Raw genomic sequence first — 15,323 nt, 5'->3', positions numbered from 1 at the left:
AATCCATTTTTACGCTTGTGCGTGCCTTCTTCCCTTGTGGTAAACTTATAGAGGGCAGAGGAGAAACGAGGTGTTCTCATAGCTTCCATGTACGAAAGAGGAAACGCTCCCGCCCGCCAGGGCGGGGGACGGGGCCCCGCCGTCGTGCTCGTGACCATCGTATCCGCAGCCTCCCTGGCACTGGGCTTCTTTGTGGGAAGGGCCTCCGTGGACACCCCGGCGGTGCAGGTGCTGGAGGCGGCCGCGCAGGAAGCCGGTCCTGCCGCAGCCGCCGAAGAGAGCATCCCCGATCCCCTTTCCGGCACGAGGACGGCGGCCCTTCCCGAAGACGCGGAGAACTCTCCCTTCTATGCCGGGAAGGCGGATGCTCCGGAGGGCTCGGAGGAGGAGGCCGAAGAGGCTCCTCAGGCGGTGCCCAGGGCGAGGAGGCAGCGGCTGCCCCCGCCGAAGAAACACCCGGCCGAGACGAAGCAGGCGGCCCCGGAGGGAGAGTATACGGTCCAGGTGGGGGCGTTCCTCAACGACAAGGACGCCAGAGGGCTCAAGGACGCCCTGGCCAGGAGCGGCTATAAGGCCTACGTCTTTGCCACCAGGGACGGGGAGATGCCCATATACAAGGTGCGGGTCGGAAGCTACGAGAGCGAGGACGAGGCGCGCCTGACGGCCCTGGCAATACGAAAAGCCGAGGGGGTGGCGGCGTTCGTGACCCCTTCGAGATAGGAGCAGCGTTACGGACACGGTACAGCAGTTGGAGCTCGACATCGAGCAGGAGCTGGGGTTTCTGGAGAGCGACCTCAGCAGAAGTTTCAAGACAATGGAGCAGGCCCTGGACGTGGCCGTCAGCTTCAGGGGGAACAAGGTCATCCTCCGGGGGGACGAGGTCAACGTCCGGAGGGCCGTGAACCTCATCAACGAGCTGAGGGACCTGCGCCGGAAGGGACACTCCCTGAGCCCCGACGACATCCGCTACGTCGTGGGCATGATGGCCCAGGGGGAGGACGTATCGGTCAAGAGGCTCGTCGAGAGCAACATCGCCGTCTCGACGAAGCGCCGGCACATCGTCCCCAAGACGAAGATGCAGGCCGAATACGTAAAGGCCATGCGCACCCACGACATGGTTTTCGGCATCGGTCCGGCCGGCACGGGCAAGACGTACCTGGCCATGGCCATGGCGGTCAACGCCCTTTTGGGCAAGACGGTCAACCGCATCGTCTTGGCTCGGCCCGCCGTGGAGGCCGGGGAGAAGCTGGGGTTTCTCCCGGGGGACATCTACGAGAAGGTCAACCCCTACCTCAGGCCCCTGTACGACGCCCTCTACGACATGATGGAGCTGGAGAAGGCCAACCGGCTCATCGAGCGGGGGGTCATAGAAATCGCCCCCCTGGCCTTCATGCGGGGCAGAACCCTGAACGACAGCTTCATCATCCTCGACGAGGCGCAAAACACGACCTCGGAGCAGATGAAGATGTACCTCACCCGCCTGGGGTATAACTCCAAGACGGTCATTACGGGAGACATCACGCAGATAGACCTTCCCCCGGGGAAGGTCTCCGGCCTGGTCGAGGCCAAGAACGTCCTGGGTGCCGTCGAGGGGATAAAAGTTGTATACTTCTCCGGAAAAGACGTGGTCCGTCACCGGCTGGTGCAGGAGATAGTGGAAGCATATGACAGATTCGAAAAACGGCATAAAGAGGAAGACGGAGAGCAAGGCGGCTCAGACGGCCGCGCCCCCGGCGAAGAAATATAAGCCGTACCTCGCCCTGGCGGGACTGGCCCTCCTTGTCTCCCTCACCATGCAGAGGACGTGGGACGTGGAGCGGTTCTTCGGGGCGCTGCTGGTCTCGGGGCTCCTCGTCTTCACCCTGTACCGGGACATCGTGAGGTACCAGCCCCCATGGCTCAGGAAGAGGCGGATGCTCCTCCTGCTGGGGATAATGGTGGTGGGCACCCTGTGGCTGGGATGGCTCGCCGAGCAGACGCTTCTGGGCCTGTCCAAGGGGTTTGACATCGAGGCCGCCGGGGCCATCTCCTACGGGATACCCCTAGCCGCCGGGGCCATGCTGGTGGCCCTGCTGTTCGATTTCCACACGGCGCTGGCCTTCTCCCTGGTGGTGAGCCTCCTGGGCGGACTCTGGCAGCAGGACGCCGGTTTCGCCGTCTACGTCTTCCTGGGGAGCCTGACCGCGGCCTTCAGCATGATACGCTGCAAGAAGAGGACCGCCATCCTCTGGGGCGGAATCTACGTCCTCGCGGCCAACCTTCTGGCCCTGGTCACCCTGCTTCTTTTCCACGGCGAACTTTTCACGGCCACCGCCCCCCTGGGGGCGGCCATGGCCGTCGCCTGCTCGGTGGCCGTGGTGGCCACGGTCTCCCTGGCCCTGCCCATCCTGGAGAGCGTTTTCAAGGTGACCACGGACATCAGCCTCCTGGAGCTTCTGGACCTGGATCAGCCGCTGATGAAGAGCCTGATGATAAGCGCGCCGGGAACCTACCACCACAGCATCATCGTGGGCAACCTGGTGGAGGCCTGCGCCGAGGACGTCGGGGTCAATCCCCTCCTGGCCCGGGTGGGCGCGTACTACCACGACATCGGGAAAGTGAAGATGCCGGAGTACTTCATCGAGAACCAGCCCATGGGTGTGAGCAAGCACGAGAAGCTTACCCCCCACATGTCCAGCATGATCCTCACCTCCCACGTCAAGGAGGGAGTCGAGCTCGCCGCCGTGCACAAGCTCCCCGAGGAGGTCATAGACATCATCAAGCAGCACCACGGCAACGCCCTTATCACCTACTTCTACGAGAAGGCCAAGGGCCAGCCCAGCAGCACCGAGCTCTCCGAGCAGGAGTACAAGTACCCCGGCCCGAAGCCCCAGACGCGCATCGCCGCCCTCATCATGATGGCCGACGCCGTGGAGGCCGCCTCCCGCGTGCTCAACGACCCCACGCCCTCGCGGATTTCGGCCCTGGTGGACAAGATCATCAACCACATATTCCTCGAGGGCCAGCTCGACGAGTGCGAGCTCACCCTCAAGGACATCCACGTCATCAAGTCCCGGTTCACCCGCATCCTCACCGGCATCCTGCACAAGAGGGTGGACTATCCGGGATTCGAGTTCAACAGGGAAGGCGGCGATGGCGAAGGTAAGCATAAGCAACCGCCAAAGGAAGATAAAGCTCGACAGAAAGCGGCTCGAGACGGACAGCCTGAAGGCCCTCAGCCTGCTTGGACTACAAAGGACAGAACTTAGCGTCCTTCTGGCCGGTCCCGAGCGGGTGCGGCAGTTGAACCGCACCTACCGCGGCCGGGACCACGCCACCGACGTCCTCTCCTTCCCCCTGCACGACCTGTCCCGGGGCTTCCCCGTGGAAAGCGAGATCCTCCTGGGGGACGTCGTCATAAACCCCGTGCGCGCCGAGGAGCAGGCGAGGGAGCAGGGGGTTGCCCTTGAGGAGGAACTGAGGCGCCTTCTGGTGCACGGGCTTCTGCACCTGCTGGGTTACGAGCACGAAGCCTCGCCGGAGCAGGCCCGCCGCATGAGGCGGAAGGAGCGGGACCTCCTCCGGAAACTCCGGCAGCCCTGAGCGCGCGCTACGCCCCGGCGGTGAGCACCCCGTGGACGACCCGCAGGAGGTCCTTCGCCTGGAAGGGCTTTTCCACCCACTCCCGGATGCCGGCCTCCCGCAGGCGCTCCTTCTCCCGTATCATGGGATAGCCGCTCACCGCCACGACCCTCAGCTCCGGCTTCCGGGCCGTCATCTGCGCGCTCATGGCGATGCCGTCTATGTCGGGCATGACGACGTCGGTGACCACGAGGCGTATCTCGTCCTGATGTGCGGCGAAGACCTCCAGGGCCTCCGCGCCGTCCCCGGCGGCAAGGACCCTGTAGCCCTGCTCGACCAGGACCTTCCGGACGAGGTCGCGGACCATCGCGTCGTCCTCCACCACCAGGACGGTCTCTCCCCGGCCCCTGGGCGCCGCGCCGGCCTCCGCGGCGGCCGCCGCCGGAGCGGAGAGGTCCTTCTCCTCCGGCAGGTAGATGAAAAAGCTCGTGCCCGTGCCCCGCTGGGTCCTGACGTCGATGAAGCCCTCGTGCTGCTTGACGATGCCGTAGACCTGGGCCAGGCCCAGGCCGGTCCCCCTCCCCGGTCCTTTCGTGGTGTAGAAGGGCTCATAGATGTGGGGGAGAACCGAGGCCGGAACGCCCTCGCCCGTGTCGGAGACCTCGAGGACCACCCAGTTGCCGGCGGTCATGGCCGGGAAGGGAGGCGCCTCGCCCTCCCGCAGGTCCATCCGGGAGAGGGCGAAGGCGAGCCTCCCTCCCTTGGGCATGGCGTCCCGGGCGTTGACGGCGAGGTTTACGAGGACCTGCTGCATCTTGGTAAGGTCCGCCCGCACCCTGTATGTCCCGGGGGCCGTCTCCACGGTAATCAGGATGTTTTCGGGGATGATCCTTCTCAGAAACCGGTGGAATTCGCCGAGGAAGACGTCCAGGTCGACTGTCTCGAACTCGCTCACGGACTTCCGGCTGAAGTCCAGTATCTGCTGGATGAGGTCGGCGGCCCTCTGTCCGCTCTGCTGGATGGCGTCTATCTGGGAGCGGACGTCCTCCGAGAGGGCCCTGTCGGTCAGGAGCATCTCGGAGTACCCGATGACGGAGGTCAGGATGTTGTTGAAGTCATGCGCGATGCCGGAGGCCAGCTGCCCGATGCCCGCCAGCCTTTCCTGGAGATTGAGCCTCCTCTCCAGCTCCCGGGCCTTGGTGACGTCCTTGAGGACGAGGACCAGGCCGCTTTCCTCCCCGCCGCCCCTTTGTATCGTCCGCGCGGCGATTTGAAAGGACGTCCCCGAGGGGCCCCGCACCTCGTGGCCCCTCAGGTCCGACGCGGAGACGAGGAAGTCCCTCGGGGGACGCCCCGCAATCTCGGAGACCACGTCGCCCACCCGGGCGCCCGCGAGGGTCCTGAGGTTGTCCAGGCCGATGGGGTTTGCCAGGACCACCCGCGACCCCTCGTCCAGGAGCACCACCCCTTCGGGCATATGGTCCACAAGGGTGTAGAGGGTGGTGTTTACGTCCCTCAATTCCTGTTCGGCCTTCTTCCGGGCGGTGATGTCGAAGATGACTCCGTCGATATGGGCCGGAGAGCCGGAGGCGGCCGGCACGGGCTGCCCCCGCTCCAGGAAATGGCGGACCTTGCCGTCCCGGTGCAGGATGCGGTATTCGAGCTGGAAAGGCCTGTTCTCCCTGACAGCCGTCTCCACGGTGCGCACCACCTCTTCCCTGTCCTCGGCAATGATAAGCCCGGCGATGGAGCAGACCTCGCCTGCTCCCGCCAGCTCCTCGGCCCGATAGCCCGTCATGGACTCCACGGCGTCGTTGAAAAACTGCATGCACGCCCCATCGCCCGGTGTCAGGCGGTACACAATGCCCGGAAGGCTCTCGGAGAGGGTCCGGTAGGAATGCTCGCTTCTTCTGAGGTTCTCCTCGGCCTTCTTCTTCTCGGTGACGTCCCGGGTGACGGCGAGAATGACGGTTTCGCCGCGTCCCTCGTCATAAAAGGGGACGGCATGAGACTGCATCCACCGCAGCGTCCCCCTCAGTCCGATGATGCGGAACTCCAGCTCGCCCCGCTCCCCCTTTGCCACCCGCTCGTTCATGGCCCTGACGGCGTCCACGTCCTCCGGGGCCACGACGGAGTACATGGACTTGCCGACGACCTGTTCCGGACGCTCCGCCTCCACCATGGCCAGCCCCGCGGGGTTCATCTGAAGGATAATGCCGTCGGTGGTCTCGATCTTGACGCACTCCGGCTCGGCCTCGATGATGGAGTGGAGAAAGCCCTCGCTGACGGCCAGCCTCTCCTCGGTCCTCTTGCGCCCCGTGATGTCCTCTCCGGAGCTGAGGGTTCCGATGACCGCACCGGCCGCGTCCCTGAGAACCCTGTTCTGCCACGCCACGATGCGCTCCTCCCCCGAGGGCTTGAGCACGGGATTCTCGTACCGCACGGCCGTGTCCCCGCGCCCGGCAAGCAGGTCGTCAAAGGCCCGTCTCATCTGGGGCCTCACCCGCTGGGGTATGAAATTCTCGAACCAGTCCTTCCCGACGATGTCGGCCTCCGCGTAGCCCAGGATCTCGCAGCCCGTCCTGTTGATGAGCTGCACTTCTCCCCGGGTGTTGAGGACGACGATCATGACGCCGGCCACGTCCAGGTACATCTCCGCCCTGTCGCGCTGCTCCCTCAGTGCCGCCGTGCGCTCCTGGACCTCTGCCTCAAGCCCCTTCTGGGCCTTCTTGAGGGCCTCCTCCTCGGCCTGGCCCCTCAGGAGCCTCTCCTCCATGGGCCCCAGCACGGTGCGCCTCTGCGCATACCAGAGCACCGCACCCATGAAAACCACAAAGACCGCCGAGACCACGAGGACGCGCAGGTGCAGGGCGAAGAGCTGCGCCTTGAGGGGGGCGAGGTCCAGAAGCACGGAGAGGGAAAGAAGCTTCCTCCCCCCGTGGACGACGCTGCGGGTAATCTCAAGGGTCTCCCCCCGGGGAGGGTCGCCTCCGTAGCGGGCGACCTCCACGCCGTCCGGCGCTACGGCCCGTATGCCCGCGATTTCCTCGTGCTCCTCCCCCCAGAGGTTCAGCGCTGTCTGCACCGCTGCCTCGTCGCCCCTGAGCAGGGCCTCCCGCGTGGCCTCGACCATCAGGTCCGTTTCATGCCCGGCGTGGGAAACCGCCTTCTCGATGAACAGATTTCTCTGGTAGGAGATGATGGCCGCATCCGCGAGGACCAGAAACAGAAGGAGCACGCCCATGAGGGCCAGGAGCGCCCGCGTGTAGCGTATCCTCACGGCCTGTCCTCCGGGCCGGAGGAGACCGGGAGAGCCGGCCGCAAGCTCCCGTCGTCCCCTGCTTCGGCAAGCTCCGCGGCTTTCTCAATCGCCACGGACGAACGAGAGCGGGCCCCGGGCATGAGAGCGGCGTCTCCCCAGGCTGCGGAAACCCCGTTGAAGGGGCCCCGGCGGAGGAAAAGACATGGTCCGAAGGCGATGCCCCTTGGCATGGAAAGAAGGTTCATATCCTTCTCTATTATAAATCGTTTCCACGCTTCCCAACCAAAAGCGCCCGAACAGACCGGCCTATCGGCCATTGTGAGGCAAAGCCCCTGCACACCGACTCTATTAAGCAGGCGGGCCCCGGCGTGTGTCTGTGACCGAAAACACCGGGGCTCCGGAGGCGTGGTACAATACCGGAGGAGCAACGTAAAGAGGAAAAAGCAATGCCGCTTCGGCAATGGATACGCAGTGCCAACTATGCCATCGAAGGAATCCTGCACGCCGCCAAGACCCAGCGCCACCTCCGCTACCACTTCTATGCTGCCGCCTTCGTGCTCGTGGGCAGCTACGCCCTGGGCGTTACACGGAACGAATTTCTCTTCATCTCCCTGGCGGTCATCGCGGTTTTAATGGTCGAGATGCTCAACTCGGCCATGGAGGCCATGGTGGACCTGTTCTCCCCCGAGTACAGCGAGCAGGCCCGAAACGCCAAGGACATAGCGGCAGGGGCGGTGCTCATCACCGCAGCCGGGGCCGCGGTGATGGGCACCATCATCCTTCTGCCGTACCTGAAGGACGTCTTTCGGAGAGGGCTCCCCACAAAGAACCATCCCCCCGACGAGATAGCGGTGATGGCCTTTGTCGTGGTGCTCATCGCGGTGGTCCTCATGAAGGCCTATTTCGGCAAGGGCCATCCCTTCAGCGGGGGGATTCCCAGCGGGCACGCCGCCCTGGCCTTTTCCATCTGGGTCTCGGTGACCTACTGCACCGGCAACCTGATGGCCTCCGTCCTCAGCCTCATTCTGGCCCTCCTCATCGCACAAAGCAGGATAGCCACCAAGGTGCACAAACCGGGCGAGGTGGCCCTGGGGGCAATCGTCGGGGCGGGCATCACGGCCCTGCTGTTTCAGTTTTTGTCATGAAAGAGCACGTGGAGAAGTTCCTCCGGTACATGCAGGTGCAGAGGGGCGTCTCCTCCAACACCCTCCGGGCCTACAGGAAGGCGCAACCCCCGGAAACTCCCGCGCTTTCTCACCGTGGACGAGGCCTTCGCCCTGGTGGAGAAACCCCGGGGAGACGACGTCCTCGTCCTCAGGGACAGGGCCATTCTGGAGCTTTTCTATTCAAGCGGCCTCCGGGTGAGCGAGCTTGTGGGCCTGGACACCGGGGACCTCAACCCGGGCGAAGGACTGGTCAAGGTGATGGGCAAGGGCAGAAAGGAGCGCATCGTGCCGGTGGGCCGGAAGGCCCTCGCGGCCCTCGGGGCGTACACGGCCCGGAGGCTCCACCTGAAACCGGAGAGCACCGCCCTTTTCCTCAACGCGCGCGGCGGGAGGCTCACGGCGCGGAGCGTGCGCCGCCTGGTGCGGCGGTACTCCCAGATGGAGGCCCTGAGCGGCAGGGTCACTCCCCATACGCTGAGGCACAGCTTCGCCACGCATCTTCTGCACGGGGGGGCGGACCTCAGGGTGATACAGGAGTTCCTGGGCCACGCATCGCTCAGCACCACCCAGAAGTACACCCACCTGGATGTGGCCCACCTGATGGATGTCTACGACAGGGCCCACCCGCTGGCCGAGGAGGACGACGAGCCCTCAGGAGCTTGAGGGACCAGGGCGGTAACGGAGAAACTCCTCGGGCAGCACGGCCTCTTCTTCCGAGGGACCCTCGCCGGGGGCGGCAATGGCCTCCGAGACGGCAAGAAGGGCAAACCCCCGCCCCGCTTCCCTCAGGCCCAGGGCTACCCTGTAGCTCCGTCCCGGCTCCACCGGCAGATAGGCGCTTCTCTCCCCCGGGGAGACGTCCACGTCCTTATAGCTCCCCTTCTGAAAGAGACGGTAGTCCGCCCCTGTCACGTCATAGAGGCGCAGGGTCAGCCGCTCGCTGCCGGGCCGCCCTTCGGGCAGCTCCCACCAGGCGAACAGGCGGGACGGGTCCACCGCAAAGACATAGACGCCCGCCTTCGCTTTGGCCGCTGGAGGCGGAGGGGGCGGCCCCGGCGGCTCGGGCTTCACGGGCTCGGGTGCCCAGGGAGGCATGGCGCCGGCGGCATAGGGAGGGCCCGAGAAGGCCTCATTCACTCCATCGAGCTCCTCCGGCCGCACCGGGGGTGAAGAGACGGGTGCCGCATCGTCCCTCTCGCTCCCCCTCTCCGGGCCGGGGCCTTCCGGCTTGCTCCGGCGGCCGGAAGACTCCGGCTTTTCGGCCGCAGAGGCGGCGGGACGTCCAAGGGGTCCAGTGGCGGGCGACACATCGGCGGGCTTCGGCGAGGGGCGAGGAACCTTTTTGCCTTTCGGGCGGCCCGCGGCGGGCGAAGACGCGGTCACCTCCGTCGCTTGGCGCGCGGCGCCTACCGGCGAGGAGCTTTTTTTGCCTCTTGGGCGCTTCCCCCGCGCCCGGGCGCTTCTGAGAAGCGCCTCGATGATGTCCGCCTTCCGCCGGGAGGCCGTCCCGACTCCCTCTTCCCTGGCAAGTGTGAGGAGTTCGCGCACTGTTTTCTCCTGGAGCTCCTTCTTTGTGAAAACACCCTTCCGCCCGGCGGACATTGCTGTATTTTAATCCTCCCCTCGCCTTTATACAAGCATATGCGAGGCTTTTCCGGCCCCTGCACCCCGGAGATGAGGGGTCAGTGTGCCGCTTCCGCCCAGTTGCGCCCTCTCCCCATCTCCACCTTGAGGGGCACCGAAAGCTCCACCACCCCCTCCATCTCTTTTCTGACGAGCCGGGATACCTCGGGCTCCTCCGCCTCCGGGGCCTCAAAGAGCAGCTCGTCATGCACCTGAAGGATCATCCTGGCACGGAGCCGCCCGTCCTTCAGGCGGCGGTTGATCCGGACCATGGCCAGTTTGATGATGTCGGCGGCCGAGCCCTGCATGGGCGTGTTGACGGCCAGGCGCTCCCCCAGAAGGCGGGTGCTCCTGTTTCTGCTCCTCAGCTCGGGTATGGGCCGCCGCCGACCCATGAGCGTGGCCACGTAACCGTCCCTCGCGGCCTGCTCCAGCACGGAGGAAATGTACGCGCTCACCCCGGGGTGGCTGGCGAAATAGGCGGTTATGTACCGCTGGGCCTCCTCCCTGCTTATGCCCAGGGACTCGGACAGGCCGAAGGGGGATATGCCGTAGACGACGCCGAAGTTCACCGACTTGGCCACCCTGCGCATCTCGGGGGTCACCTCCCCGGGCGTGACTCCGAAGAGCTCCGAAGCCGTCCGTGCATGGATGTCCCTGTTTTCGTGGAAAGCCGCCCCGAGGGCGGCGTCCCCGCTCAGGTGTGCAAGGAGGCGGAGCTCTATCTGCGAGTAGTCCGCCGAGAGGAGGATGTTTCCCTCCTCGGCCGCGAAGCACTCCCTGATGCGCGCGCCCCAGGCGCCGCGGATGGGTATGTTCTGCAGGTTCGGTTCCGTGCTGGAGAGCCTGCCGGTGGCCGTGACCGTCTGGTTGAAGGACGTGTGCAGGCGCCCGGTCTCCTTGCGCACCAGGCGCGGCAGGACGTCCACGTAGGTGTTCTTGAGCTTGGCCAGGGTGCGCCAGTTCAGGACCTCCCGGGGAAGCTCGTGCTCCCGGGCCAGCTCTTCCAGGACGCTCATCTCCGTGGAGTACCCCGTTTTCTTTCTCTTCCCGGGCTTCATGCCCAGGCGCTCGAAGAGCACCCGCCCGAGCTGCCGGGGGGAGTTTATGTTGAACTCCTCGCCCGCCAGGAAGTATATGCGCTGCTTCAGCGACTGAAGCTCCCGCACGAGTTCCTTGCTCAGCTCGGCGAGCCTCCCGGCGTCCATGCGCATGCCGGCCTCCTCCATGTCCGCAAGCACGGTAAGAAGGGGCATCTCCATCTCGTAGTAGGCCCGGTCGAGCCCCTCACGGGATATCCTTGCAAAGAGCACGTCCTCCAGCTCGCGGGCAAGCTCGGCCTCCTCGGCCATGTACTGTGCGGCCTCCCGCACCTCCAGGGCGGCCAGGCCGGCGCTCCCGTTCAAGGTCTTCTTCCTCTTCGAAAGATACTCAAGCGCCAGTGTTTCCAGCGTGTGCCCGGCCCTCAGGGGGTTCAGCAGATACGAGGCCACCATGACGTCAAGGAGCGTACCCCGCAGCTCGCGCCCCCCCTCCGCCCGCAAGGCAAGGATGTCCTTTTTCATGTCATGGCCGGCCTTGCTGACGCGCTCGTCCTCAAAAAGCGGGGCCAGGAGCCCCAGGACCAAGGCCAGGTCCATCTGCCGGGGCGTGCCCTCGTACCTGTGGGCCAGGGGGACATAAACGCTCTCCCCCGCGGGGGTGGAAAGGGACAGGCCCAGAAGCCCCTCCCCCTCCGGAGCCAGGGTGCGCAGGGCGAACTCGTCCCTTACGCCCTCCAGAATTTCCCGGAGCCTTTCCTCCGTGAGGACGGCCTCGAAGGCCCGGCCGGCCGAGCTCTCCGGGATTCTCTGCATGAGGGAGGTGAAGCCGCGTTCCCGGAATATCCTGAGGAGGGCCTGCCAGTCCGGCTCCTTCAGGGCGATGTCCCCTTCCCGTATCTCCAGGGGCACGTCGCACCGTATCTCGGCCAGCCGCCTGCTGAGCTCGATGGTCTCCCTGCCTTCGGTGACCGTCTTTCTGAGCCTCTCCTTCTCGATGCGCCCGGGGTTTTCCATGAGCTCCCCCAAGGAGCCGAAGCGGCCGAGCAAATCCTTGGCCGTCTTGTCCCCCACGCCCTTCAAGCCCGGTATGTTGTCGCTGGCGTCCCCCACGAGGGCCATGTACTCGACGATGCGCGCCGGCGGCACGCCGTAGCGCTCCGTGACGTACTCCTCGCCCAGCACCCTGTCCTTCATCGGGTCGTAGACCTTTATGGGGCCGCCCACGAGCTGCAGCATGTCCTTGTCGCTGGTGACGATAAAGACCTCCATGCCCCTCCCCGCCCCCCACTGGGCCAGGGTGGCCAGGACGTCGTCCGCCTCGTAGCCCGCGACCTCGAAGACGGGGATGCGAAACGCCCGTATGAGCTCCTTGATGAGGGGTATCTGCTCGACGAGCTCATCGGGGGTTTCCTTGCGGTGCACCTTGTACGCGGCGTACATCTCGTGGCGCTCGGTGCGCTCGGGCCTGTCGAAGGAGACCACCAGGGCGTCGGGCCTTTTCTCGCGGACGATTTTCATGAGCATGTTGGTGAAGCCGAAGGCGGCGTTGGTGGGCCTGCCCTGGGGGTCCGTGAGCCCCTTGATGGCGTAAAAAGCCCTGTAGATATAGGAATTTCCGTCAATAAGGTACAGGGTCATGCGCTAAGTTTACCACAGAGGCAGAGGGGGGCGGTCCCCGTCCCGGACGCGGTACAAAAAGCGCCGCTAACGTGTTAGAGTATTATTCTCAGGTTCTTTCATGAGGAGGCGCGCCATGAAGAGATTTCCCATGACCCCCGAAGGCCACAGAAAGGTGAAGGAGGAGCTCGAGAGGCTCCTCAAGGTGGAGCGCCCCCGGAACGTTCGGGACATCGCCGAGGCCAGGAGCCACGGGGACCTCTCGGAGAACGCCGAATATCATGCTGCCAAGGAAAGACAGTCGTTCATAGAGGGCAGAATCCAGGAGCTTCAGCAGAAGCTGGCCCGCGCCCAGGTCATCGACCCGTCGCAGTTGAACCACGACAGGGTTGCCTTCGGCGCCACCGTAACGCTCCTGGACCTGGACACCGACGACGAGGTCACCTACACCCTGGTGGGAGAGGAGGAGGCCGACGCCAAGCACGGGAGAATCTCCCTGTCCTCCCCCGTGGGCAGGAGCCTTCTGGGCAGGGCCGTGGGCGACGAGGTCCGGATAAAGGCCCCTGCCAGGATGCTCAGCTACGAAGTCCTGGATGTCACCTTCCAGTAGAGCTTCAATACCCCGCGGGGCGGTGCGGAGCTTCGGGGCGCGCGTCCTTGACAACAGCGAAGTGAAGAAGGACACGTACGTTCTCCGCTTCTTCCCCCTCGCGGAAACACTCCCGCCCAGGCCGGGGCAGTTCTACATGGTGGGCGTGGGGACCGGCCTGGAGCCGCTTCTGAAAAGGCCCTTCTGCATGTTCGACCACGAGGAGGGCCGGGTGCACATCCTCTACCGCGTGCGGGGACGGGGCACGGAGCTTCTGAGACGCGTCCGTCCGGGGGAGACCCTGGCGGTCCTGGGCCCCCTCGGAAACGCCTATCCCCTGCCTCCCCGGGGCAAGACCCCCGTGGTGGCCGCCGGAGGGACGGCCATAGCCTCGGTCTTCCCGCTCATCAAGCATCTCAAGGGGAAGGCCGCGGTCATCTACGGGGCCAGGACCGTGGAGGAGATGGTCATGATGGAGGAGCTGGAGGGCATCGCCCGGAGGCTCGTCCTCTGCACCGAGGACGGCACCTGCGGCTCCGCGGCCATGGTCCCCGGGATGCTCGATGAGTTCGGTCTGGGGCCGGAGCACTTCCTCTACGTCTGCGGCCCCCGGGGCATGGCACGGGCCGTGCTCCGGCTGGCCGCGGAGAGGTCGGTCAAGGGGGTGGTCTCCCTCGAGGAGTTCATGGCCTGCGGCATAGGCGCCTGCATGGGCTGCGCCGTGCGCACGCCCGGGGGATATCGGCGGGTCTGCAAGGAAGGCCCCGTCTTCAAGCTCGACGGGGTGGTCCTCTGAACACGGCCGTCTCGATAGGGAAGCTCAGGCTTAAGAACCCGGTGATGACCGCCTCCGGCACCTTCGGCTACGGGGAGGAGTACGCCGAGTTCTACGACTTGGGCCGCCTCGGGGCGGTGGTGATGAAGGGCATTTCCCTCAGGCCCATGCAGGGCAACCCCGCCCCCCGCATCTGGGAGACCCCCTGCGGGATGCTCAATGCCATCGGGCTTCAGAACGTGGGCTTGAAGAGCTTTCTCAAGGAGAAGCTTCCCTTCATCCGGCAGTTCGACACCGCCGCCGTGGCCAATGTCCTGGGGAGCACGCCGGCGGAGTACGTCAAGCTCGCCCGGGCCCTGGACGAGGCGGGCCTTGACGGCATCGAGCTGAACGTCTCCTGCCCCAACGTGAGCAGGGGCGGCATGGCCTTCTGCGCGAACACCCGGATGCTCGGCAGCCTCGTGGGCAAGGTCCGGGCCGCGGTGAAAGGGGCCACCCTCATCGTCAAACTCTCCCCCAGCGCCCCGGACATCAAGGCCGCCGCCCGCGCCGCGGAGGACGCCGGGGCCGAGGCGGTCTCCCTCATAAACACCCTGCCGGGGATGGCCATGGACCTGGAGAAAAGGAGGCCCGTCCTGGGCAATGTCGTCGGGGGGCTCTCCGGACCCGCCATCAAGCCCGTTGCCCTGCGCATGGTCTGGGAGGCGGCCGGCGCGGTGAGCGTGCCGGTCATCGGCATGGGCGGCATCATGAACGCGCGGGACGCCCTGGAGTTCATCCTCGCCGGGGCCCGGGCGGTGGCCGTGGGAACCGCCAATTTCGTCACTCCCACCGCCGCGGTGGACGTCGTGGAGGGCATCGAGAGCTACATGAGGGACAAGGGCATCGAGGACATCAACGACCTCGTGGGCGGGCTCCTGGTTGATAACCCTGACCACTGATTTCGGCTCCATCGACCCCTTCGTCGGCCAGATGAAGGGCGTCATCCTCCGCATCCACCCCGAAGCGGTCATCGTGGACCTTACGCACGGCATCCGGCCCCAGGGCATCCGCGAGGCGGCCATCGCCCTCGGCGACAGCGCGGGTTATTTTCCTCCGGGCACCGTCCACGTGGCCGTGGTGGACCCGGGCGTGGGCTCGAGCCGCAGACGGCTGGCCCTTGAGGCGGGCGGGCATCTCTTCGTCGGCCCGGACAACGGCGTTTTCACATCCGTCATCACCGCGAGCCCGCGTGTCCGCGCCCACCACGTGGTGGCCGAGCAGCTTTTCCTCGAAAGCCCCGGCAGGACCTTTGACGGACGCGACGTCTTCGCCCCCGTGGCCGCCCACCTGGACAAGGGGCTGCCCCTCACCGAGGTGGGCCCCGAGGTCACGGATTACGTCCTTCTGCCGCTCCCGCGGCCCCTCCGGGAAGGCGGATGTATCCGCGGAGAGGTCATCCACGTGGACGCCTTCGGAAACGCCATCACGAACGTCACCGCGGAGGACCTCGCCTCGTTGGGAGAAGAGCAGAACGTGCGGGTCCTGGCAGGTGGCGCCGAAACGCCCCTGGCGGAGTATTACGCCCAGACCGAGGGCCGGGGACCGGGCGCGCTGATAAACAGCGCCGGGCGGCTCGAGGTCTTCCTCTTCGGTGCACGCGCGGCCGAGGCCTTGGGCCTCCGGGTGGGCGACGAGGTTCTGGTCA

13 protein-coding genes are annotated in these 15,323 nt (G+C 65.7%); 10 read left to right on the top strand and 3 right to left on the bottom strand.

From position 1 onward, the window contains the following. The first annotated feature begins 87 nt into the window (after positions 1-87). Genes P8Y39_05490 through ybeY form a run of 4 tightly spaced genes read left to right on the top strand, consistent with a single transcriptional unit; the run spans position 88 to position 3,582 of the window. Positions 88-720, top strand: coding sequence for an SPOR domain-containing protein (locus tag P8Y39_05490; protein MEJ2191790.1), 633 nt, complete (start codon positions 88-90; stop codon positions 718-720). Between the two features lie 28 nt (positions 721-748). Beyond that, positions 749-1,747: a PhoH family protein gene (locus tag P8Y39_05485; GenBank protein MEJ2191789.1), complete on the top strand. Its 999-nt coding sequence runs from the start codon at positions 749-751 to the stop codon at positions 1,745-1,747. Beyond that, positions 1,665-3,248 (top strand): HDIG domain-containing protein, encoded by a 1,584-nt coding sequence (locus P8Y39_05480; GenBank protein ID MEJ2191788.1) that lies wholly within the window; start codon positions 1,665-1,667, stop codon positions 3,246-3,248. The genes P8Y39_05485 and P8Y39_05480 overlap by 83 nt, the downstream gene beginning before the upstream one ends. Further along, positions 3,133-3,582, top strand: coding sequence for an rRNA maturation RNase YbeY (ybeY, locus tag P8Y39_05475; GenBank protein MEJ2191787.1), 450 nt, complete (start codon positions 3,133-3,135; stop codon positions 3,580-3,582). Before P8Y39_05480 ends, ybeY begins: the two co-directional genes overlap by 116 nt. 7 nt (positions 3,583-3,589) lie before the next feature. Here ybeY and P8Y39_05470 read toward each other — a convergent pair whose 3' ends face one another. Further along, entirely contained in the window at positions 3,590-6,841 is a 3,252-nt protein-coding gene (locus P8Y39_05470; GenBank protein MEJ2191786.1) for a PAS domain S-box protein, read from the bottom strand. A gap of 428 nt (positions 6,842-7,269) precedes the next feature. Between P8Y39_05470 and P8Y39_05465 the strand changes: the two genes are divergently transcribed. Both P8Y39_05465 and P8Y39_05460 read left to right on the top strand, forming a co-directional pair. Continuing rightward, entirely contained in the window at positions 7,270-7,968 is a 699-nt protein-coding gene (locus P8Y39_05465) for a diacylglycerol kinase (GenBank protein ID MEJ2191785.1), read from the top strand. Between the two features lie 114 nt (positions 7,969-8,082). Beyond that, positions 8,083-8,652, top strand: a complete 570-nt coding sequence (locus P8Y39_05460) for a tyrosine-type recombinase/integrase (GenBank protein MEJ2191784.1) — start codon at positions 8,083-8,085, stop codon at positions 8,650-8,652. Here P8Y39_05460 and P8Y39_05455 read toward each other — a convergent pair. Both P8Y39_05455 and polA read right to left on the bottom strand, forming a co-directional pair. After that, complete coding sequence (locus P8Y39_05455; protein MEJ2191783.1) at positions 8,641-9,126, bottom strand: DUF4912 domain-containing protein; 486 nt, start codon at positions 9,124-9,126, stop codon at positions 8,641-8,643. The two genes, P8Y39_05460 and P8Y39_05455, sit on opposite strands and share 12 nt — an antisense overlap. 545 nt (positions 9,127-9,671) lie before the next feature. After that, positions 9,672-12,293: a DNA polymerase I gene (gene polA / locus P8Y39_05450; GenBank protein ID MEJ2191782.1), complete on the bottom strand. Its 2,622-nt coding sequence runs from the start codon at positions 12,291-12,293 to the stop codon at positions 9,672-9,674. A 115-nt stretch (positions 12,294-12,408) separates the two neighbouring features. Between polA and greA the strand changes: the two genes are divergently transcribed. From greA to P8Y39_05430, 4 genes are all read left to right on the top strand, one after another. Then, positions 12,409-12,882, top strand: coding sequence for a transcription elongation factor GreA (greA, locus tag P8Y39_05445; protein MEJ2191781.1), 474 nt, complete (start codon positions 12,409-12,411; stop codon positions 12,880-12,882). Continuing rightward, entirely contained in the window at positions 12,866-13,657 is a 792-nt protein-coding gene (locus P8Y39_05440; GenBank protein MEJ2191780.1) for a dihydroorotate dehydrogenase electron transfer subunit, read from the top strand. The genes greA and P8Y39_05440 overlap by 17 nt, the downstream gene beginning before the upstream one ends. Next, positions 13,654-14,577 carry a dihydroorotate dehydrogenase gene (locus P8Y39_05435; protein MEJ2191779.1) on the top strand — a complete coding sequence of 308 codons (924 nt, stop codon included), beginning with the start codon at positions 13,654-13,656 and terminating at the stop codon, positions 14,575-14,577. Before P8Y39_05440 ends, P8Y39_05435 begins: the two co-directional genes overlap by 4 nt. Then, positions 14,558-15,323 (top strand): SAM-dependent chlorinase/fluorinase (locus P8Y39_05430; GenBank protein MEJ2191778.1); only part of this gene is annotated, 766 nt, incomplete at its 3' end. The genes P8Y39_05435 and P8Y39_05430, both read left to right, overlap by 20 nt.

This window comes from Nitrospirota bacterium (assembly GCA_037386965.1).
Lineage (GTDB): Bacteria > Nitrospirota > Thermodesulfovibrionia > Thermodesulfovibrionales > JdFR-86 > JARRLN01.
Note: the sequence above shows the minus strand (reverse complement) of the source record. Positions and strands in the feature narration are given on the sequence as shown.